Genomic DNA, 21,527 nt, shown 5'->3' with positions numbered 1-21,527 from the left:
ATTATTTAGGTTTATTGTGCCATAAACAAAACCCAAAAAGTTTGAAAAAGAGGTATGGTGATGAGGATTAATTTGCCTGATGGGAATGTGATTGAAGTTAGTGATGATGCTGATGCTAAAGAGGTTGCCAGTAAGATAAGTAATACTCTCGCAAAAAAAGCTATAGCTGCAGAAGTAAATGGTAACCTGGTTGATATATATTATAAATTATCAGATGGTGATACAGTTAGGATAATCACCGAAAAGGATCCTGAGGCATTAGAAATTTTGAGACATTCAACTGCACATCTTATGGCACAAGCTGTGCAAAGGCTGTTTAAAGATGTGAAAGTGACAATCGGGCCAGTAATTGAGGATGGTTTTTATTACGATTTTGATAAAGAAACCCCTTTTACTGAGACTGATTTAGAAAAGATTGAAGAAGAGATGAAAAAAATTGCGCAGGAAAATTTACCTATAAGAAGAAAAGAGCTAAAAAAAGAAGAAGCCATAAAGTTGTTCAAAGATAAGGGTGAAGATTATAAAATAGAGATTATCAATGAAATTGATGATGAATATGTTTCTGTTTATGAACAAGGGGAATTTGTTGATTTGTGTAGAGGTCCACATTTAGAATCCACAGGTAAGATAAAACATTTCAAGCTTTTAAGTGTTGCTGGTGCGTATTGGCGCGGTGATGAGAATAATAAAATGCTTCAAAGAATTTATGGAACTAGCTGGTTTAAGAAGAGCGAACTTGATGATTATTTAAAAAGATTAGAAGAAGCTAAAAAGAGAGATCATAGAAAACTAGGAAAAGATTTAGAACTTTTTTCAACATTTGATGAGATTGGAGCTGGGCTTATTTGTTGGTTTCCAAAAGGGGCAAGAATTAGGTCAATAATTGAGGCTTTCTGGAAGGAAGAGCATTTTAAAAATGGTTATGAAATGCTCTATACCCCACATATAGGAAAATCCACTTTATGGGAGACATCTGGTCATTTAGCTTTTTATCAGGAGAATATGTATTCACCTATGGATATTGATGGTAATGAGTATTTTATAAAACCGATGAACTGCCCTTTTCATATAATGATTTATAAATCAAAAGTTAGATCTTATAGGGATTTACCTTTACGTTGGGCAGAGCTTGGTACTGTGTATAGATATGAAAGGTCAGGTGTATTGCATGGCTTGTTGAGGGTTAGAGGATTTACTCAAGATGATGCACATATCATTTGTACTCAAGAACAGATTATAGATGAAATTAAGGAAGTTCTTAATTTTTCATTGAGAATGTGGAAGGCCTTTGGTTTTGAAAGTATTAAAGGGTATATTGCTACAAGGCCAGAAAAAAGCGTTGGCGATGATGCAATGTGGGAAAAGGCTACCCAATCTTTAGAGGGAGCAATAAAAGATTCTGGAATAGATTTTGAGATAGATGAAGGTGGTGGTGCTTTTTATGGCCCAAAAATTGATTTGAAAATTAAGGACGCTATTGGTAGAGAATGGCAGATGACCACAATTCAGTTTGATTTTAATTTGCCAGAAAGATTTGATATGACATATATTGATAAAGATGGTAAAGAGAAAAGACCATTTATGGTTCATAGGGCATTGCTCGGTTCTTTAGAAAGATTTTTCGGTGTATTAATTGAGCATTATGCTGGTGCTTTTCCAATATGGTTGGCACCTATTCAAGTGAGAATCATAAATGTGTCTGATGCTCAATATGAATATTGCAAAGAGATTGAGAAAAAATTGAAAGAGGAAGGTATTAGAGTTGAGTTTGATAGTAGAAATGAAAAAATTGGTTATAAAATAAGAGAAGCTCAACTACAAAAAATACCTCACATGATTATAATTGGTAATAACGAAGTAGAAGCAAAGACTGTTTCTGTCAGATTGAGAAACGGAGAAAATAAAAATAATCTTGATTTTTATGAATATATTAGTGTATTAAAGGAACTTGATAAAACTAAAAGTACAAATTTATGGAGGTGATTTATAAAGAAGGAAGAGAATAAGGAGAGGGTAAACGAAGAAATTACCGCTCCAGAGGTAAGATTGATACTTGAAGATGGTACTCAATATGGTGTTGTTTCAATTGAGGAAGCGTTAAAGGTTGCGGAAGAAAGAGGTTATGATCTTGTAGAAGTGGCTCCAAATGCCAAGCCACCCGTTTGTAAGGTTATGGACTATGGTAAGTATAAGTTTGAAAAGAACAAGAAAGAGCGAGAAGCAAGGAAGAAACTAAGGCAACATCAAATTGATGTAAAAGAGATGAAATTTAGACCAAAAATTGATGAACATGATTATCAGGTTAAGTTAAAGCATGTAAAAAGATTTTTAGAAGATGGTGATAAAGTAAAGGTAGTAATGCGTTATAGAGGAAGAGAAATGGCCTTTCAAGAGCAAGGCCTTGAAGTATTAAATAGGATTGTAAGAGACTTAGAAGATCTCTGTGTTGTTGAAAAACATCCAGAGATGCAGGGTCGACAGCAAGTCATGGTACTTGCCCCAAAACACAATTAAAGATCAGGAGGTTTGAATGCCAAAGGTTAAAACCCATAGGGGAGCTGCTAAGAGATTTAAAGTTACAGGCAGCGGAAAAGTTAAGTACAAAAAGGCTGGCTTGAGGCACCTCCTTTCCTCAAAGGCCAAAAAGAGAAAGCGCGCATTGCGCCACCCTGGCATCCTGGAAGGAGCTGATGCCCAGAACGTCAAAAAATTAGTACCTTATTTATAGTGAAAAAAGGAGGAAGAAGTGCCAAGAGCAAAAGGTGGATTTAAAACGAGAAGACGCAGAAAGAAATGGTTAAAACTTACTAAAGGTTTTCGTGGTGCAGCTAATAATGTCTACAGAAAAAGTAGAGAAGCTGCAGAGCGTGCTTTAGTGTATGCTTATCGTGATAGGAAGCAAAGAAAAAGAGATTTTAGAAGGCTGTGGATTGTAAGAATAAACGCAGCTGTTAGACAGTATGGTTTAAGTTATAGTAAGTTTATAGGGCTTTTAAAGAAGAATAATATTGAAATCAACAGAAAAGTCCTTTCTGAAATGGCTATTAATAATCCAGAAGAATTCGAAAAGTTAGTAAAAAAAGTAACAGCATAAAGAAGGAGGGTATCCACCTCCTTTTCTTTTTTAAAGAAAATCAAATTTAATAAACTAAAAAATTATTTCCAAAAATTATAAACTCAACATCTGCCAAGAAATGGCGGGGTCGCAATGACCCAAAAATGCTGTCATTGCGAGCGTTAGCGAAGCAATCTAATAGTGATGAAAAGTTAGATTATTATGTAATACCATCAACTCTATTCAACAGTTCCCTGTTGATTTTTTAACTTTTACAAGTTATTGTGACTTTAATTTTTATAATAAAAGGAGTATGTTGTAAAATATTAAAATGATTCCAATGATATAAAATATTTTACACGCAATATTTTCAAAAGATATATAATTATGGGGTGATTGATGATTGGTATTGAAAATGAAGTGTTATTTAGAGATATCTCATTTGAAGTGAGTGTTGAAGATAGTTTAAAAAATTTAAAACCTCATCCAAAATTTAATTCTTGTTCTTTTGAAAACTATTTTCCTGATGAAAGGTACAAATCTCAATCTGAAGTAAAAGATTTACTTCTTAATAAAATAAATAAGTTAAATGGTAATAAAAATACTGTTTCGCCTAAAAAGAAATCTTTTTTTGATATTTTCTCAAAAAGTAATAACAATAATAACAATTCAAACATAAAAAATGTATACCTTGATGGCGGTTATGGTGTAGGTAAAACACATTTGTTAGCTGCTTGTTATAATTTAGCAAAATGTAAAAAAGCTTTTATGTCTTTTTCTGAAATGTGTTATTATATAAATTACTTAGGTATAAGTGAAAGTATAAAAATATTTTCAAAATATGACTTGTTGCTTATTGATGAGTTTGAAATAGATGATCCTGCTACAGTTAGAATGATGGCTAAGTTTTTTGAAGAAATAAATAAAAACACTTTGATAATAACTACTTCTAATACATTGCCATCAGATTTGGGCAAAGATAGATTCCAAGCTGATGAATTTAAAAGAGAGATGGGGGTAATTGCTGATACCTTTAGGGTAGTTAAAATTGATGGTGAAGATTACAGAAAGAAAAATAGAGAGTGGAAAAAGAATATTGATGAAAGGACCTTTGAAACTGCTTACGGAGAATATAGTTGTAAAGGTGATAGAAAAAAATGTGTTGTTCAGTTTGAAGAACTTATGGAACAGTTAGAAAAGGTACATCCATTTAGATTTTATGTTATTCCGGAGCAGGTAGAAGCAATATTTATTAGAGATTTAAAACCCTTTCCGATGCTAAATAGCGCATTAAGATTTACACATTTTGTTGATGTGTGCTATTATTATAATACAAAACTTTTTATAAAGTCAGATTATGGGTTAGAAGATATTTTTTCAAGAGAGATGATGGAGTCTTGTTTTGAAAAAAAATTAAAGCGTTGCTATTCGAGAATGAGTGAGTTGGCTATATTTTATAATAAATAATGGTGTAATATGATTGATTTTTTAAAGAAGTTAGCTTTTGATGCGGGTAAAATAATTAAAGAATATTTTTATCAAAATGTTAATGTTTATCACAAAGGGAAAATAGATTTAGTTACTGATATAGATGTAAAGGTAGAAGAGTTTATAAAATTAAAATTATCAGATAATTTTTCTGATGTTAGTATAGTTGCTGAGGAATCTTTTGATGGAAATTTAAATTTTGATAAAGCATTTTTTGTAGATCCAATTGATGGGACAACTAATTTTGTCCATGGGTTCCCTTTTGTAGCAGTGTCGATTGCTTATATTTCAGATGATAGAAAAATTGGTGTAGTATTTAACCCTATTTTGAATGAAATATTTTATGCAGAAAGTGGCAAAGGTGCTTATTTAAATGATGAAATGATAAATGTTTCAAATACTAATGATATTAGAAATTCTCTTATTGCAACGGGTTTCCCATATTCATCTGTTGAGAGAAATATAGACGAATTAATGGATATTTTAGAAAAAGTATTAAAAAGTAGTAGAGGCATTAGAAGAGCAGGTTCAGCTGCCATTGATTTATGTTATGTCGCTAAAGGGGTTTTTGATGGTTATTATGAAACTGGGTTGAAACCGTGGGATATTGTAGCTGGCAAGATTATTGTAGAAGAAGCTGGTGGTGCAGTTTTAAATAAAAGAGGAGAAGTATATAATTTTTCTGATGATTATATTGTAGCTACAAATGGAAATATAACTAATGAGCTTTTGAGGATTTTAAATGGCATTTAGTTCTCAATTGATTGGCGATTTAAAATCTATGTCAATACCTGATATATATCAGTGGGTGGCTACTAATCAGAGATCAGGTTATGTTTTTTTTCAACGAGGTATTCATGAAGTAAAAGTATTTTTTTTAAAAGGAGATATAATAAATGTATCATCTAATATCCCTGATTTTCTTTTAGGGAGTATCTTAATTAGATTTAAAAAATTGGATAAAAAAACTCTGGCCAACATTTTAAAGCTTCAAATCAAAAACAAAATACCTTTTGGACAGCTATTAGTTCAAAGTGGCGCAATTACTGAAGATGATTTGATTTTTGCATTAAAACAACAAACGATAGAACTTACAACATATTTGTTGGATTGGGATCAGGGTTTTTTCTATTTTGAAGAGGGTGAACAAAAATATAAATATTATGTAAAGATTAAAGTTGAAGAAGTTTTATTTGAATCAATTAGAAGACATGACGAATTGGAGCTTTATAGAAAAGTTTTGAAAGAGAGTGATGTTATAAAAATATCTGACAATTCAAATATAAGTGAGCAATTTAAAGATGTTATTGATGGTAAAAAAACTGTTCATGAGATTATTTACACTATAGGTGGTGATTATATCGATGTATATAAACAACTTTATGACCTGTTTATGAACAAGAAAATTGAAAAAATTGGAACAAGGTCAGATCCATATGACCCATCTATAAAATTTTTGATTGCTTTAGAACTCTTTGGAAAGGGTAGAGTTTACGATTCTTATATCTTGATTAAAGACCTTTATCAGAAGTATGGTAAAGGTGTAGCTATAAAAAATTTTTACAAAAATCTTGTAATTTTTACAGATAATGCATTTGAGAAAAAGCTTGGTGGTGAAAAAGCATGCTTTAAAGTTAATAATATTAAGTTGCTTGATCAGAAAATATACTTGACTCCAAAAGATGGATATGTTGTTTCTAGGTTAGGTGAGCATCCTTGTTTTGATGATTTAAGAAAAGTTTGCAATATCGAAAAAATTGAGCTTAAGCTGATTTTGTTAAAACTTTATAAAATGGGTGTGGTTTTACTAAAAGAAATAAAGAAAAAAGAAACCAAAGAACTTCCTGAAGATACAATTTTGGTTCTGTTGGAGATTATTAAAAATGAGATGTCAGGTTCTTTGGAAACAATAACTGATGAGATGAAAGCAATTTTGTACTTTAAATCAGGTAAGTTTGTAATGGGGTATTCAGTTTCTGATAAATATAGTGTTATTAGTTATTTAGAAAAATTTTTGGGTAAAAGTTTTAATACTGATGATTTTGAATATTTGTTTAACAAACTTATTAATGAAAATATTTTTAAGATTGATGAATTGGAAAAAAGTTTAGAGATGTATTGTAATATGTTGGTTAGGGAAATTATAAAATCGAAAGCTATATCAAATATTTTTGCTTTTAATGATTTCTTTGGTTATGAAATAAATATAAATATAAATCTTCTTTATTTGATTGCTCTTACATTAACAACTGTTGATAAAGAGTTAAATTTAGATTTTGATTTGGGGCAATATTATGAGTTAACAACTGATTCTGAAAAGATTTTAGAACTATTTGATAATTATGTAGTAATAAAAAATTTAATTGATAAATTTGATGAAAATTCGATAGATCCTGTTAGTCTTAGAAATTTATCGACTTTTGAAATAAATATTTTGAAAATATTATTTTATTTGGAATATTTGAAACCTACAGGGAGATACCTTTTGAAAGTTGAAGAGCTAAAAAACTTATTGCACGATTTACAAAACAAAAATCCGTTTGAAATATTTGGAGTAAAAAAAGATAATTATAATATTGATGAAGTTAAGAAAAAATATGTTGAAATGTCTAAAAAATATCATCCTGACCTTTTTGAAGACAAAGAAAGAAAAACTATAGCTGAAGAAATATTTAGAACTCTTAAAGAGGCATTTGATTACTTAGTGAAACATGAACAGGAAGAAGAGAGTAAACTTAAAATTGATGCAAAAAAGATTTTTTTGGCTGAACAGTTATTGACAAGTGGTAAAGTTTATTTAAATATGGGTAGGATCTCTGATGCCTGCGAAGCTTTTATAAAAGCTTATGAAAACTTTAATATGGATGAGGAGATAAAGGCTTATTATGGGCTTGCTTTGATTAAAAGAGGTGATTTTGCAAATGGGTTTGAAATATTAGATGATACAAAATTTTATAATTTCAATGACCCCAATTTATATTATGCCTATTTAGATGCTGCAATAAGGCTTAAGAAACTCGAAAAAGCTAAGCAAGTATTAAAAAAATTTGAATCAGAATTTAAGAGTCTCTCACACAAAGTAGATTTTTACAAAAGGAAATTAGGTGTTAATTAGTTTCTTATTGTCATTGCGAAGAGCTTTATTACGAAGCAATCTCAAGTTTACAATATTTTCAAGAAGTTAATCTAATATGTAATATATTTTAATTGTGAGTGTCGAATAATAATTGCTTAAAAACCCCAGATTGCTTCGCTAACGCTCGCAATGACGGCATTTTTGGTCATTGCGAGGCAACAAAAGTTGCCGAAGCAATCTCAGGACTTCAACAGTTTCAAAAGGTTAAATTAATATTTAACATTCATAACTCAAATAGTTTTGTTTAATTTCTTTTTTAATAGTAAAAAATTTTATTTATGTTTAATAAGTTTAAATAAAGTTTAGTTATTTTGAAAATCCTGTTGACTTAGTCTCTCTGTTTAGTTAAAATTAATTAAGTTTAATAAAAAGTTGTTTTAAAGAGGTTTGTTTTGTTAGAGGTGAAAAGAATATATCTCAGCTTTGGCGGAATTATGGCTATAGCTGGGGTTAGTTTTACTGTTAATAAAGGTGAGATTTTTTCAATTATTGGTCCAAATGGTGCTGGTAAAACGAGTGTTTTAAATACAATATCCGGTATTTATTTCCCAAACAGGGGGAGTATCAAATTTGAGGGTGAAGATATCACTAGAATATCCGTTCATAAAAGATCTAGGCTTGGACTGGTTAGAACTTTTCAAAATCTTGAACTATTTAAAGGGATGACAGTTTTGGATAATCTAATGCTCTCGAGACATATATATATTAAATATGGTCTGTTTTCTTCTATTTTTTATTTTGGTAAAGCTTTAAATGAAGAAGTTAGACATAGAGAGGTGGTAGAGAAAGTAATTGATTATTTAAATTTGAATCATGTCAGGAAAAAATATGTTTATGAGCTTTCTTATGGTCTTCAAAAGAGGGTAGAGCTTGCTAGAGCTTTATGCCTTGAGCCAAAGCTATTACTTCTGGATGAGCCGATGGCTGGAATGAATATGGAAGAAACAGAAGATATGGCAAGGTATATCTTAGATATTAATGAAGAACTAAATACCACGATTATTTTGATTGAGCATGATATGAATGTAGTAATGGATATTTCACATAGGATAATGGCTTTAGATTTTGGCGAAAAGGTTTGTGAGGGCACACCTTCAGAAGTTATAAACAATGAAAGAGTATTGTCTGCTTATCTTGGTGAAGAGAAATGGCTGTGAAAAAAAGTTTGTTAGATTACTTTTATGAAAATTACAAAAGGAAAGCTGATAAAGTTGCATTAAGAGAAAAAGATTTGGGGATATGGAAAGAGATAACTTGGAAAGATTATTTTGTAAAAGTGGTTAAATTTGCACATTATTTGGAATCGATTGGTGTGAAAAGTGGTGATACAGTTGCTATTATTGGAGACAATAAACCAGAATGGTTGATTTGTGAATTTGCCGCACAGCTTTTAAAAGCTTATCCAGTAGGCATTTACCAAGATTCAGTTTCTGATGAGATCGAGTATCTTTTAAACACAACTGAAGCTAAAATAGTTGTTGCTGAAGATCAAGAGCAGGTTGATAAAGTATTAGAAATTAAGGATAAATGTGAAAATATCAAAAAAATAGTTTATTATGATGACAGGGGGATGTATTTGTATGCTGATATTGAAGATTTGATTTATTTTGAAGATGCGATAAATTTTGATTTAGATTTAAAGGAATTAGAAAAGTTTTTTCACGAAAAATCAAGTGAAGTGACAGAAGAAGATATCGCTGTAATGTGTACCACTTCTGGTACCACATCTAAACCTAAAGTTGCAATGTTGACCCATAAAAATTTGATTTTTATGTCAACCAGTTTAGCTAAGGCAGATCCTAAATATGAAACAGATGATTTTGTATCTTTTTTGCCTTTACCATGGATCGGTGAGCAGATGATGAGTGTAGCCAGTGCTCAAATTTTTGGGTTTGTTGTAAACTTTCCTGAAAGTGCAGATACCGTTCAAAATGATATGAAAGAGATTGGTCCACATATAATTTTTTCACCGCCAAGAGTATGGGAGAATCTTGCATCAACAGTATTTATGAAGATGATGGATTCCACTAAATTCAAAAATTATGTTTTTAACAAGTGTATAAAAATTGGTTATGAGTATGCCGATTTAAAATTTGAAAAAAAGGAACCTACTTTTTTGCAAAATTTAAAATATAGATTGGCTTACATTTTTCTCTTTAGAAAATTAAAAGAACGTCTTGGGTTTTGTAAATTGAGAAGTGCTATGACAGGTGGTGCTGCTCTTGGGCCTGATACTTTTAGGTTTTTCCATGCTATAGGGGTAAGCCTAAAACAGATTTATGGGCAAACTGAAATTTCAGGTATTTCTTGTATCCATAGAGATGATGATATCGACTTTACTTCCGTAGGTAAACCGATAGAGGGGACAGAGATAAAAATAACAGAAGATGGAGAAATCATATCAAAAAGTCCAGCTGTGTTTAAGGGGTATTACAAGGATGAAAAGGCAACTCAAGAAACATTGAAAGATGGGTGGTTGTACTCTGGTGATGCTGGTTATTTTGATGAAAATGGTAAGCTTGTGGTAATAGATAGAAAAAAAGATTTAATGTATCTAAATGATGGCACTATGTTTTCACCTCAGTTTATAGAAAACAAATTGAAATTTAGCCCTTATATTAAAGAAGCGGTTGTTTTGGGTAATAAAAGAGATTTTATTACAACAATATTAAATATTGATTTTGGTATTGTTGGTAAATGGGCTGAAAACAAAAAAATAGCTTATACTACCTATACCGATTTATCATCTAAAGATGAAGTTTATGAATTAGTTGCTAATGAAGTTAGGAAAGTCAATGAACAGCTTAAAGATGAGCACAAGATTAAAAAGTTTGTTTTATTGTATAAAGAATTTGATGCAGATGATGGCGAGTTGACGAGAACCAGAAAAGTGAGAAGAGGATTTATTGAGGAAAAATACAAAGAGATAGTGAGCGCTTTATATTCAGATGCCAAGGATATTGAGATTGAAGCTACTATAAAACTTCAAGATGGTAGAGATAGAAAGATAAAAACTGTGTTGAAAATATATCAACTGTATGATTGAGGGAGCTTATGGAACTTTTCTTTAATTTGATAATAACTGGTTTGGTGGTTGGAAGTATATATGCTTTGCTTGCTCTAGGTTTTACGTTGATCTATAAAGCCACAGGGGTTGTAAATTTTGCGCAGGGTGAGTTGCTTCTTATCGGTGCATATATATGTTTATATTTAACTACATCATTTAAAATCCCTTTTATTCCATCATTTGTTTTGACTTTTGTTTTTATGTTCTTTTTTGGATTTTTGATTGAAAAAGTTTTTTTACGAAAGATGATAGGTGAACCCATTATATCTATCATTATGCTTACCATTGGACTTTCCTCTGTTTTAAAATCTATAGTTCAGATTTTTTGGGGTACTGACACAAGAGTTTTTCCTCAAATTTTTTCTACAAAACCTATTTCATTATTTGGGATAAAGGTTAGCCAGGTTTATATCTTTTCGGTTATATCTGTTATTATTTCTCTTGGGATATTTTCAGTATTTTTTAAAAAATCAAAGGCTGGCGTGGCCATGAGAGCGGTGGCCAGTGACCAGCAGGCAGCTCTTTCTATGGGTATTGAGATTAAAAAGGTATTTGCCCTTGCATGGGCAATTGCTGCTGTGGTTTCAGCAATAGGTGGTGTTTTTGTGGGAAATATAAACGGTGTAAATACTAATTTGGCACAATTTGGATTAAAAGTGTTCCCTGCTGTTATTTTGGGGGGTCTTGATAGTATTACAGGTGCAATTGTTGGTGGATTGGTAATCGGAGTTTTAGAAAATTTGGTTGGTGGATATATTGATCCTATTATAGGGGGCGGAGCAAAAGAGGTCTTCCCCTTTATTTTTATGATTATTGTATTGATGATAAAACCTTATGGATTATTTGGGACAGTTGAGGTTGAAAAGGTATGAATTATGTAAATTGTGGAAATTTTAAAAGTAATTACAAAGAAGATTTTGCAATTTATCAGACTAAATTTGCAAAAATTATGATTTACGGTTTTATAATAATTCTGTTTTTACTCCCTGTGATATCAAATGATTATGTATTGTATCTTTTTAATTTAATCTTTATTTCAGTTATTGGTGCTGTTGGTTTAAATATTCTTACAGGAGCAACAGGGCTTATTTCACTTGGTCATGGAGCTTTTATCGGTGTGGGTGCATATGCAGCAGGTTATATTTTTAACACGTTACATATAAATTTTCTGTTTGCCATTCTGTTTGGTGGTATTATGGCTGCTTTGGTTGGCAGTATTTTTGGTATCCCTTCTTTGAGGTTAAAAGGGCTGTATTTATCTATTGCCACATTAGCTGCACAATTTATTATTGAATTCTTTTTTGTGAGACTTGAGTCCATTACAGGTGGTGTTACAGGTTTATCAGTGGATTATGCTTCCATATTTGGAATTGAAATCGATAATGATTTTAAATTTTATTATCTGGGGCTTGTTTTTTGCATTGTAATGACTCTTTTTGCAGCGAATATTATGAGGACTAAAATTGGTAGGGCTTTTTTAAGTATTCGTGACAATTATATAGCTGCAGAAGTGATGGGAGTGAATATATTCCAATATAAAATATTGTCTTTTGCTATTAGTAGTTTTTATGCTGGGGTAGCTGGAGGGTTATGGACTTTTTATACGACAATTATAACACCTGAGCATTTTACAATAGGGGTTTCTATCCAATACCTATCTATGATAATAATTGGTGGTTTAGGCAAGGTTTTGGGCAGTATTTTTGGTGCTGTGTTTATGACTATATTACCAGAATCTATCAAATTTGTGTCTGATTATCTTTCTCAGTATTATCCAAATATTACTCAGTTGTTTGCATCAATTAGAGAAGGGGTTTTTGGCCTTGTAATAATTCTGTTTTTGATGTTTGAGCCAGAAGGGCTTTATAGAAGATGGAAACTTATAAAAGCTTATTGGAAGCTTTGGCCATTTTCTTATTAATATAAAAATTTATGGAGGATGTCATGAACAGGTTGTTTGTAGCATTTTTAATGTTAGCTGTTTTTGCCTCATTTGGTTTGGCAAAAACTGTAAAAGTTGGGGCGCTTGTTGATCTTACAGGGCCAACTGCTGATGTTGGTAAGCCTTATGCTGATGGGGTTAGAGATTGTGTAAGATGGTTTAATGAAAATGGTGGATTGAATGGGGATAAAATAAAACTAATAATGATCGATTATGGTTACAAAATACCTCAAGCGATTTCTGCTTATAAAAAATTTAAAAGGGAAAAGGTTGTAGCTATCCATGGTTGGGGGACTGGTGATACAGAAGCGTTAACAAAATTTATTACAAAAGATAAAATCCCATATTTTAGTGCATCTTACTCTGAACATTTGACCAATGCTGAAAAGAACCCTTATAATTTCCTTGTTGGTGTTACATATTCTGACCAGGCGAGAATTGCTTTAAAATATATCAAAGAGAACGGCGTTAAAAAAACTGTAGCATTTATTTACAACGATACGGGATTTGGTAGATCACCTTTTTTCCCTGATGGTGAAGATTATGCAAAAAAGATAAGAGTAAAAGTTGTTGATAAAGAGGTAGTAGGATTAAAAGCACTTGATGCCACTAGTCAGCTTTTAAATATGTCTAAAAAGGATCCAGAATTTGCTCTTGTTCAAGAAACATATATGGCAACTTCTACTATATTGAAAGATGCTCAGAAGCTTGGTGTAAAAACAAAATTTATAGGTTTTAACTGGACATTTGGTAAGACGCTAATCAAGTTAGCTGGTGATGCTGCAAACGGTTTTATGGGGACTGTACCTTTTGCTTTTTGGACAGACAATGATGTGAAAGGGATTAAGTTACTACATGAACTTAATAAAAAATATCATCCTGATGTTACTTATAGAAAGGTTAATTATATTCAGGGGTTTAGTAGTATGTATGTGTTACTTTCTGGTCTTAAAATGGCAAATAAAAATTATAAAGGTGAAAATTTGAAAAAAGTTTATGAATCTATGAAAAATTTTGATACAATGGGATTGACTGCACCTGTCACATTCACATCTAAGAGTCATAAAGGTGTTAGAGCATTGAGATTGTATCAAATTTCTAACGGTGAAATTAAGCCTGTTACAGATTTTATTTCGGTGGAGTAAATGCTCAAAGTAAATAATTTAGAAGTAGTTTATAATGATGTAATTCTTGTATTAAAAGGTTTGTCTTTAAGTGTAAAGGAGAGCAGTATTGTTGCTCTCCTTGGCTCAAATGGTGCAGGAAAATCCACCACTTTAAAAGCGATTTCAGGTTTGCTTAGACCTGATAATGGTGAGATTACTGATGGAGAAATTTTCTTTAATGAGGTTAGAATAGATAAAAAGGATGCAGCTGAGATTGTAAAATTGGGTATTTTTCAAGTTATGGAAGGTAGGAGAGTTTTTAAGGATTTGACAGTTGAGGAAAACCTAATTGCTGGAGCTTATACTCAAAAATCTTCTAATTTTAAAAGTAATCTCGAAAAAGTTTATACATATTTTCCTCGTTTGAAAGAGAGGAGAAAGCAACTTGCTGGTTTTATGAGTGGTGGGGAGCAGCAGATGCTTGCCATAGGTAGAGCTTTAATGGCAAGTCCAAAACTTATTTTAATGGATGAGCCGAGTCTTGGTTTAAGTCCGGTTTTGGTAAAAGAGATATTTAAGATTATAGAAAAGTTGAACAAAGAGGATAATACAGCTATACTATTAGTAGAGCAGAATGCGAATATGGCTCTTTCTGTAGCAGACTACGGGTATATAATGGAAAATGGTAAAATAGTGTTAGAGGGTAAATCTGAAGAGCTTATGGAAAATGATGATGTAAAAGAGTTTTATCTTGGAATAGGTAGTAAAAAAAGTTTTAAAGATGTTAAACATTACCGAAGGAGAAAAAGGTGGCTATCTTAGGCGGTTTTGAAAAAGCGATTTCTTTTATAAAAAAGAATGCCAATCATCCATTTATTCAATTTCAACTGGAAAAATCTAATATTGAAGTTTCTGAAATAAAAACTTACGAGGATTTTTTAAAAATAAGGACTATATCTCGAAAGGATTTAGCAGATTTGTCAAAAGATAGTAAAAGCTTTTTTAGTTTGTTTGAAAGTTGTCCATTAAAGATATTTGAGTCCCCTGGTGGTATTCTGAATTGTTTATTTGATAGATACAATCAGTATAGATTTTACAAAGCTCTTGAGATTTCAAGTTTTGGCCCATGTGATATTATAGTTAATACATTTTCATATCATTTGACTCCTGCTGGTGAGATGTTTGAAGAGGCTAGTGAGAAAATTGGTGCAACTGTCTTCCCTTTAGGTCCAACAAATAGCGACAAATGTGCTGAAATTATAAGAAAAATTGGAGCAACAGCTTTTATAGGGACTAAAACTTTTTTAAAAAAGGTATTGGAGGTTTTAGGGAAAGAGAATCCTTTGCTAAAAGCTTATTTGATTGCTGAAAAAATAACAGAATCTGAAAGAAAATATTTAAGTGAAAATTATAAAATAGAAATTTATCAAGGGTATGGTACTGCTGAAGTAGGCCTAATAGCAACTGAGTGTGAATATAAAGATGGGATGCATATAGATGATGAGATATTTGTGGAATTATTAAGTCCTGACCATCAAAAACATGTGTCAGAAGATGAAATTGGAGAAGTCGTAGTTACTTTACTAAATAGCAAGTATCCACTACTTAGATATTCAACAGGTGATTTATCAAAATACACTTTGCAAAAGTGTGTATGTGATAGAGAAATACCAAGATTACTTGGTATTTTTGGTAGAGTTGATAGTTCTGTCAAGGTAAAGGGTGTATTTATACATCAATGGGAGTTTGATGAGTTTTGCTTAAATCTCGGTTTAAATGGTAGATTAGAGGTTGAAAATAAGGGTGGAGTAGATCAACTTATTTTGAAAATAAATAAAAACGTTCAAAATATTTATGAAATTTTTAAAGAGAAGTTTAAGTTGAGTTTAAAAGATGTTGTAATAAATGATGAAATTAACAAAAATGAAATTGTTGATAACAGGGAGTATCTAAAAGAGAGGTAAAAATTATGTTTGTAAAAGATTGGATGAAGAAAGATATTGTGGTTGTAAATAAAAATGACACGATTTTGGATGCTTTACACCTGATGAGAGAGCATGGTTTTAGACGTTTACCTGTTTTAGAAGGTGATAGATTAGTTGGTATAATCACAGAAAAGGATATTAAAGATTTTTCACCTTCAAAAGCAACAACACTCGATATTTATGAGCTTCATAATATCCTTGCCAAATATGAAGTTAAAGATGCAATGACAAAAGATGTTATCACTGTTTCACCTGATGATCCCATTGAAAAAGCCGCTATCCTTTTGAGAGATAAAAGGTTTGGTGGACTCCCTGTAGTTGATGGCGAAGGTAACTTGGTGGGGTTAATCACTGCAGTTGATGTTTTTGATGTTTTTGTAGAAGCTATGGGGATAAGAGAAAAAGGTGTCAGAGTTAATATCTTGGTGGAAGATAGACCAGGTGCTATTGCGGTTTTAGCTAAGATAATAAAACAGTTTGATTTAAATATTATTAGCTTGGCAACATTTTATATCAAAGACAAACCCCATTTGAGGGATCTGGTTATAAGGATAAATGGGGATAATGATAATATTGATAAATGTATAGAGGAAATTAAAAAGAACGGTTTTGATATAACAAGTGTTTTGAGAATGGATGAAATCTAAATTGGGTTAAAACACCTACATTTATCTCTAAAATCAGGTTTTTGCTTATAACATTGCTCTGTTTTTCTATCACATCTATTGTAAAATATACATCTGTTGTCATATTTAGAGCTGTTTTTTTCTATTTGACCTGGTATTGAAAAAAGGTAATCAGGTTTTTCATCTAATTTTGGGATACTTTTTCTTAATGCAAAAGTATAAGGGTGCCTGATTTTGTTTTGTCTGATTTCATCTTTTGTTAATAGCTCCATTTCTTCACCAGCATAAAGAATTAGGATGCGGTCAGCAATCTTTTCTAATAAGTTTAGATCGTGAGAGATGAATATTACTGTTAAATTTTTTTCTTTTTGTAACTTTAATAAAAGATTTATTATTTTTGATTGGGTGGTTATATCTAAAGCTGTTGTTGGTTCATCAGCTATTAAAATTTTTGGGTTACTTGATAGGGCTAAAGCTATCATCACTCTTTGATTCATCCCACCACTTAAATTTAATGGGTAACTTTTTAATCGTTCTTCAGGGAAATCGATTTCAACCTGCTTTAAAAGTGACACAGCTATTTCTTTAGCTTCAGCTTCAGTGCATTTATTATGAAACATAATTGTTTCAATAAGTTGTGAACCTACAGTCATTACAGGGTTTAGAGAAGCTGTAGGATTTTGAAAAATCATTGAGATAATTTTTCCTCTGATTAATTTAAAATCTTTTTCTCCAGATATCATTTTGTTATTTATAATCATTTCATCGTATTGAGTAATCAATGGCTTTTTAGTTAACCCCAACATAGTCTTAGCTAAAACAGATTTGCCAGAGCCTGATTCACCAGCAATTCCAAATATTTCACCTTTATTTATTGTCAAACTGATATTTCTTAAAATTACAAAGTCTTCTTGAGAATGATATACTTTTAAATTTTTAATTTTTATCATAATGAATTTTTAATTGAAAAAAAATATAATGTCTATATTTTTATAAAATGGGTTTTCCACAGTTTCTTATGATATTTTTCTTAGTTAGTTTTGATAAAAAGGCATTGTGTTGATGTATAAAGCATTATTTCTCAATGATTTATATTGTAATAATAAAATCTTTTCAGATTACTTTTCCTTTTTAAATAACCATTTTGATGTAGTTGATATAAATTCGGACAAAGATTTGAATTCCTATGATTTGTTAATAGGCTTTGGTTTTGGTTGTTTCCCTTTATTAAAGCAATTACCTTTATTGAAAAATAAAGTTATTCTAATGATTTCACCTTATCTCGATTTTGATATGTTCTTTAAAAAATTTAATGATAAAGATATCGAATATTTTAGTAAAATGTCTGGTATTGAGAAAAAATATTTACAGCCGATTAGAGATAATATAAAAGCAGAACCGGTTTTTTTACAAGAACAATTAATTGAAAACAACAAAGTATATATTGTGTTTGGTGATATGAATAAAATAATACCGTTAGAATATTGCCTAAAAATTGGGATGATTTTGCATGGGGTTTCTTTTCATTTAATAGAAGATGCAGGGTATGCTCCATTTGTAGATAAATATGATACTTTTAAAAATATTTTGGAAGAAGATATAATAAATGAAAATTTCTGAAGGTAGTATATCATTACTATTGGATCAGATAAATATTGTGGATTTGATATCTGAGTATGTGGATCTGAAAAAAACAGGTAAAAACCATAGGGGTTTATGTCCTTTTCATACTGAAAAAACGCCATCATTTTATGTTTCAGAAGAAAAATCTGTATTTCACTGTTTTGGTTGTGGAGCTTCTGGTAATGCTATCTCATTTGTGATGAAGTATTTTGGGTATGATTTTGTGGATGCTGTAAACTTTTTATCTGAGAAGTACAATATTAGTATTGAAATATCAGAAAGTGATAGAAAAATTTCCCTTGATTTATATGAGTTTCACAAGGATATAATGATTGCTGCTAAAAATAATCTAATTACATGTAAAAAAAATGAAGTGTTAGAATTTTTGGCAAGAAGAGATTTAAATGATGATTTAATAAATGAATTTGATATAGGTTATTTAGATAGTTTAGATAAATTATCATCTATATTAAAAAAATATGATAAAGACATTGTTAAAAGCTCTGGACTTTTTTATGAGCAGGATGGTTTTTTTTCTTTTAAGCTTAAGAACAGATTATTATTTCCTATAAAAAACTTGCGAGAAAAGGTGGTTGGTTTTTCAGGAAGGGTTACTGACGATAGCCTACCAAAATATATAAATTCTCCTGAAACACAAATTTTTTCTAAAAGGAAGATTTTATACAATCTTGATAAAACCAAAAAACATTTATCTGGTGAAGTTAAAGTTTTGTACGTTGTTGAAGGGTATATGGATGTTATTAGAATGTGGCAGTATGGGATAAAAAATGTTGTATCTCCAATGGGGACAGCTCTTACTGAAGATCATGTTTCACTTCTGAAAAGATATGCCGATGAAGTAGTGTTACTTTTTGATGGTGACGAAGCTGGGAAAAATGCAGCGATGAGGTCGCTTGATGTTTTTTTGAAAAACAGCTTTATCCCTTTTGTTGTGTTTTTAAATAAAGGTGAAGATCCTGATAGCTTTTTACAAAAATTTGGGAAAGAAAAATTTCTTAAGATCTTGGATAATAAATATGATCTGTTTGAGTTGATTATTAAAAGGATGTTTAAAAAGAGTATAAACAATGTGAATCTCAAAACTAAATATTTAAAGATATTACAAAGTAAATTGGTTTTGATTAAAGATGAATTATTAAAGGAATCATATATCGAAAAGATATCAAAGATTTTTGGAATTGATCCACAAATTTTCAAAAAGGGGGTTGATTTTTCCACTGCAAAGAGAATTTTAAAGAGAAGCGAGAATAAAATTAAATATATATGTGAGTATGATTTTATCTCATCTTTATTTGGTTTAGCTGAAGATGTTATTGATGAGTTAGTACACGATATGAAAGAGGAATTTTTCTTTGATGAAAATATGAAAAAAATTTTTAAAAAAATTGTTGAATTTTTAAATAAAAATGTTAGTATCCATCTTCTTGTAGATGATTCTGAGGTGGGAGAACTGCTGTCTGAAATACTTTTGAAAGATGAATTCCATGATGATTATTATAATGCATTGTTGAATAAATATAAAATACATTTGAATTATTTGAAAAAGTTAAAAAAAGAAAAACAAGAAGAACTGAAAAAGGCACAGGATAAGCCAGAAAGAATGGCATTGGTCAACGAAATTAATCAAATAATAAAAAAACAAAAAGATTTTGAAAAGAGATTATTGGAGGTCCAGTCTGTATGAGCAAAAAGATTAAAACTCCAGAAGTAAAGCAACTTATTGCTTTGGGTAAAGAGAAGGGGTTTTTAACTGTAGATGAAATAAACGAGATTTTACCCAAAGAGATTTTGACTCCAGAATTTTTAGATGAAATTTTTATGCTTTTAGCTCAACTAAAAATTGATGTGATAGATAACAATAGTAAAAATGCTGTTATAACAGATATCGATTTAGATGAGGATGAAGATGGTTTTGATATGGATGATACGTCTTCATCTACCGCATCTGAAGAGCGTATAGGGGTTGATGACCCTGTTAGGCTCTATTTAAGAGAGATGGGTAATATTCCGCTTTTATCAAGAGAGGAAGAGGTAGAAGTTGCTAAAAGAATTGAAGAGGGGCAGAAAAAAGTTATAAGAAGTGTTCTGCTTTTCCCATCCACAGCTTCTGAAATAATGTCTTTAGCTGAAAAGATTAATGAAGGGACATTACGTATAAAAGATATTATAGATATTGGGGACGAGCTTGATTTTGATGAGATCGATTATGATGATTTAGATGATGAAGAGTTACAGGTACTAAAAGATGAAAAAGAGAACCAGGTGAGAGAAGATTTTATTGTTGTATTAAATGATATTGTTAGTAAATTGAAAGAGAATATTAAATTGACGAAAAAATTGAAATCTAATAATATCAGTATTGACAATATATTAAGTATAAAAGATCAGATTAATAGAACAGTTGATGAAATAACTGACAAACTTGTTGAGATAAAAATCAATTATAAAAAGATAACTGAAATTGCAAATGAAATAAAAAGAAGTTATGAAGAGATATCTGATTGCGAAAATGATATAAAGAAATTTTTAAATTTAATAGGTATTAAAGATATAAGCGATATATCACAGCTTAATAATGAAGAAATCTTTGAGATGATAGATAAGTCTTCCTTTAACATTAGGGATAAAAATAGATTAAAAGATAAATATAAAGAATTAAAACATAAGCTTGATGGTTTTTACAAGAAGTTAGGTTTTACAAAAAATGAGTTGGAAGTAATATATAATAGTTTGTTAGAAGGGGAATATGAGGCAGAAAAAGCTAAATCTGAGTTAATTGAGGCAAATCTTAGACTTGTAGTTAGTATTGCAAAAAAATATACAAACCGTGGTTTGCAGTTTTTGGACTTGATTCAAGAAGGTAATATCGGTTTGATGAAGGCGGTTGAGAAGTTTGAGTATAGAAGAGGATATAAATTTTCTACATATGCAACATGGTGGATTAGGCAGTCAATCACAAGAGCTATAGCGGATCAAGCTAGAACAATTAGAATACCTGTCCATATGATAGAAACAATTAATAAGATGATTAGGACAATAAGGCAGTTGCAGATTGAACTTGGTAAAGAACCTACGCCAGAGGAAATTGCTGAGAGGATGGATATCCCTGTTGAAAAAGTGAAAAAGGTTTTAAAGATTGCAAAAGAACCTGTATCGCTTGAAACACCTATAGGTGAGGATGAGGATAGTAGTTTGGGTGATTTTATTGAAGATCAATCTGCAAAAAACCCTTTGGATGAAGTGGTTTATGAAAAACTTAAAGAACATACAAGAGCTATTTTGGATACATTAACTCCTAGAGAGGCAAGCGTCTTAAGATTAAGGTTTGGTATAGATTGTGATTCTGATCATACACTTGAAGAAGTTGGTAGACGATTTAATGTAACAAGAGAGAGAATTAGGCAGATTGAGGCTAAGGCTTTAAGAAAGCTTAGACATCCAACTAGAAGTAGAATACTTAAAACATTTTTGGAATAAT

At 30.8% G+C, this 21,527-nt stretch carries 19 protein-coding genes; 18 read left to right on the top strand and 1 reads right to left on the bottom strand.

Features of this window, described 5'->3' with window-relative positions; genetic code table 11:
• Positions 1–60 precede the first annotated feature (60 nt).
• The 15 genes from thrS to DEFDS_RS07495 all read left to right on the top strand — a co-directional run bounded on the left by thrS (position 61) and on the right by DEFDS_RS07495 (position 16,426).
• Positions 61–1,983 carry a threonine--tRNA ligase gene (gene thrS / locus DEFDS_RS07565; protein ID WP_013008210.1) on the top strand — a complete coding sequence of 641 codons (1,923 nt, stop codon included), beginning with the start codon at positions 61–63 and terminating at the stop codon, positions 1,981–1,983.
• 3 nt (positions 1,984–1,986) lie between these two features.
• Positions 1,987–2,514 (top strand): translation initiation factor IF-3, encoded by a 528-nt coding sequence (gene infC, locus DEFDS_RS07560; protein WP_070206104.1) that lies wholly within the window; start codon positions 1,987–1,989, stop codon positions 2,512–2,514.
• Positions 2,515–2,530: 16 nt separating this feature from the next.
• A complete protein-coding gene (gene rpmI / locus DEFDS_RS07555; RefSeq protein WP_013008208.1) occupies positions 2,531–2,728 on the top strand; it encodes a 50S ribosomal protein L35 in 198 nt (65 codons plus the stop codon).
• An 18-nt stretch (positions 2,729–2,746) separates the two neighbouring features.
• Positions 2,747–3,094, top strand: a complete 348-nt coding sequence (gene rplT, locus DEFDS_RS07550; protein WP_013008207.1) for a 50S ribosomal protein L20 — start codon at positions 2,747–2,749, stop codon at positions 3,092–3,094.
• Positions 3,095–3,454: 360 nt separating this feature from the next.
• Positions 3,455–4,522, top strand: a complete 1,068-nt coding sequence (gene zapE / locus DEFDS_RS07545; protein WP_013008206.1) for an AFG1/ZapE family ATPase — start codon at positions 3,455–3,457, stop codon at positions 4,520–4,522.
• Positions 4,523–4,531: 9 nt separating this feature from the next.
• Positions 4,532–5,296, top strand: coding sequence for an inositol monophosphatase family protein (locus DEFDS_RS07540; RefSeq protein WP_013008205.1), 765 nt, complete (start codon positions 4,532–4,534; stop codon positions 5,294–5,296).
• The gene (locus DEFDS_RS12685; RefSeq protein WP_013008204.1) at positions 5,286–7,658 is read left to right on the top strand and encodes a DUF4388 domain-containing protein; all 2,373 of its coding nucleotides are present in this window, start codon (positions 5,286–5,288) and stop codon (positions 7,656–7,658) included. Before DEFDS_RS07540 ends, DEFDS_RS12685 begins: the two co-directional genes overlap by 11 nt.
• Positions 7,659–8,113: 455 nt before the next feature.
• Positions 8,114–8,836, top strand: a complete 723-nt coding sequence (locus DEFDS_RS07530) for an ABC transporter ATP-binding protein (protein WP_050742534.1) — start codon at positions 8,114–8,116, stop codon at positions 8,834–8,836.
• A complete protein-coding gene (locus DEFDS_RS07525) occupies positions 8,827–10,725 on the top strand; it encodes an AMP-binding protein (RefSeq protein ID WP_013008202.1) in 1,899 nt (632 codons plus the stop codon). The genes DEFDS_RS07530 and DEFDS_RS07525 overlap by 10 nt, the downstream gene beginning before the upstream one ends.
• A gap of 8 nt (positions 10,726–10,733) precedes the next feature.
• Positions 10,734–11,618 (top strand): branched-chain amino acid ABC transporter permease, encoded by an 885-nt coding sequence (locus DEFDS_RS07520; protein WP_013008201.1) that lies wholly within the window; start codon positions 10,734–10,736, stop codon positions 11,616–11,618.
• Positions 11,615–12,667: a branched-chain amino acid ABC transporter permease gene (locus DEFDS_RS07515; RefSeq protein WP_013008200.1), complete on the top strand. Its 1,053-nt coding sequence runs from the start codon at positions 11,615–11,617 to the stop codon at positions 12,665–12,667. Before DEFDS_RS07520 ends, DEFDS_RS07515 begins: the two co-directional genes overlap by 4 nt.
• 23 nt (positions 12,668–12,690) lie before the next feature.
• On the top strand, positions 12,691–13,833 hold the full coding sequence (locus tag DEFDS_RS13140) for an ABC transporter substrate-binding protein (RefSeq protein WP_013008199.1): 1,143 nt from the start codon (positions 12,691–12,693) through the stop codon (positions 13,831–13,833).
• The gene (locus DEFDS_RS13135; RefSeq protein WP_013008198.1) at positions 13,834–14,616 is read left to right on the top strand and encodes an ABC transporter ATP-binding protein; all 783 of its coding nucleotides are present in this window, start codon (positions 13,834–13,836) and stop codon (positions 14,614–14,616) included. It begins immediately after the preceding gene.
• Positions 14,604–15,758, top strand: a complete 1,155-nt coding sequence (locus DEFDS_RS07500) for a phenylacetate--CoA ligase family protein (RefSeq protein ID WP_013008197.1) — start codon at positions 14,604–14,606, stop codon at positions 15,756–15,758. Before DEFDS_RS13135 ends, DEFDS_RS07500 begins: the two co-directional genes overlap by 13 nt.
• Positions 15,759–15,763: 5 nt before the next feature.
• Positions 15,764–16,426: a CBS domain-containing protein gene (locus DEFDS_RS07495; RefSeq protein ID WP_013008196.1), complete on the top strand. Its 663-nt coding sequence runs from the start codon at positions 15,764–15,766 to the stop codon at positions 16,424–16,426.
• Here the strand turns inward: DEFDS_RS07495 and DEFDS_RS07490 are convergent.
• Positions 16,423–17,355, bottom strand: coding sequence for an ABC transporter ATP-binding protein (locus DEFDS_RS07490; protein ID WP_013008195.1), 933 nt, complete (start codon positions 17,353–17,355; stop codon positions 16,423–16,425). The genes DEFDS_RS07495 and DEFDS_RS07490 overlap by 4 nt on opposite strands.
• 112 nt (positions 17,356–17,467) lie before the next feature.
• On the opposite strand from DEFDS_RS07490, the gene DEFDS_RS07485 reads away from it, so the two are divergent.
• The 3 genes from DEFDS_RS07485 to rpoD are packed head-to-tail and all read left to right on the top strand — an operon-like array spanning position 17,468 to position 21,526.
• On the top strand, positions 17,468–18,025 hold the full coding sequence (locus DEFDS_RS07485) for a hypothetical protein (protein ID WP_013008194.1): 558 nt from the start codon (positions 17,468–17,470) through the stop codon (positions 18,023–18,025).
• Complete coding sequence (gene dnaG, locus DEFDS_RS07480) at positions 18,012–19,733, top strand: DNA primase (RefSeq protein WP_013008193.1); 1,722 nt, start codon at positions 18,012–18,014, stop codon at positions 19,731–19,733. Before DEFDS_RS07485 ends, dnaG begins: the two co-directional genes overlap by 14 nt.
• Positions 19,730–21,526 (top strand): RNA polymerase sigma factor RpoD, encoded by a 1,797-nt coding sequence (gene rpoD, locus DEFDS_RS07475; RefSeq protein ID WP_013008192.1) that lies wholly within the window; start codon positions 19,730–19,732, stop codon positions 21,524–21,526. The genes dnaG and rpoD overlap by 4 nt, the downstream gene beginning before the upstream one ends.
• Position 21,527: the final 1 nt, after the last annotated feature.

The organism is Deferribacter desulfuricans SSM1 (genome assembly GCF_000010985.1).
GTDB lineage: Bacteria > Chrysiogenota > Deferribacteres > Deferribacterales > Deferribacteraceae > Deferribacter > Deferribacter desulfuricans.
This window is presented reverse-complemented; position numbering and strand designations above follow the sequence as displayed.

Bases quoted from the DNA above. Each gene is read 5' to 3' on its own strand.
- thrS (WP_013008210.1), top strand. From the start codon at position 61: ATGAGGATTAATTTGCCTGATGGGAATGTGATTGAAGTTAGTGATGAT.
- rpmI (WP_013008208.1), top strand. From the start codon at position 2,531: ATGCCAAAGGTTAAAACCCATAGGGGAGCTGCTAAGAGATTTAAAGTT.
- zapE (WP_013008206.1), top strand. From the start codon at position 3,455: ATGATTGGTATTGAAAATGAAGTGTTATTTAGAGATATCTCATTTGAA.
- DEFDS_RS07540 (WP_013008205.1), top strand. From the start codon at position 4,532: ATGATTGATTTTTTAAAGAAGTTAGCTTTTGATGCGGGTAAAATAATT.
- DEFDS_RS12685 (WP_013008204.1), top strand. From the start codon at position 5,286: ATGGCATTTAGTTCTCAATTGATTGGCGATTTAAAATCTATGTCAATA.
- DEFDS_RS07530 (WP_050742534.1), top strand. From the start codon at position 8,114: ATGGCTATAGCTGGGGTTAGTTTTACTGTTAATAAAGGTGAGATTTTT.
- DEFDS_RS07525 (WP_013008202.1), top strand. From the start codon at position 8,827: ATGGCTGTGAAAAAAAGTTTGTTAGATTACTTTTATGAAAATTACAAA.
- DEFDS_RS07520 (WP_013008201.1), top strand. From the start codon at position 10,734: ATGGAACTTTTCTTTAATTTGATAATAACTGGTTTGGTGGTTGGAAGT.
- DEFDS_RS07515 (WP_013008200.1), top strand. From the start codon at position 11,615: ATGAATTATGTAAATTGTGGAAATTTTAAAAGTAATTACAAAGAAGAT.
- DEFDS_RS13140 (WP_013008199.1), top strand. From the start codon at position 12,691: ATGAACAGGTTGTTTGTAGCATTTTTAATGTTAGCTGTTTTTGCCTCA.
- DEFDS_RS13135 (WP_013008198.1), top strand. From the start codon at position 13,834: ATGCTCAAAGTAAATAATTTAGAAGTAGTTTATAATGATGTAATTCTT.
- DEFDS_RS07495 (WP_013008196.1), top strand. From the start codon at position 15,764: ATGTTTGTAAAAGATTGGATGAAGAAAGATATTGTGGTTGTAAATAAA.
- DEFDS_RS07490 (WP_013008195.1), bottom strand. From the start codon at position 17,355: ATGATAAAAATTAAAAATTTAAAAGTATATCATTCTCAAGAAGACTTT.
- DEFDS_RS07485 (WP_013008194.1), top strand. From the start codon at position 17,468: ATGTATAAAGCATTATTTCTCAATGATTTATATTGTAATAATAAAATC.
- dnaG (WP_013008193.1), top strand. From the start codon at position 18,012: ATGAAAATTTCTGAAGGTAGTATATCATTACTATTGGATCAGATAAAT.
- rpoD (WP_013008192.1), top strand. From the start codon at position 19,730: ATGAGCAAAAAGATTAAAACTCCAGAAGTAAAGCAACTTATTGCTTTG.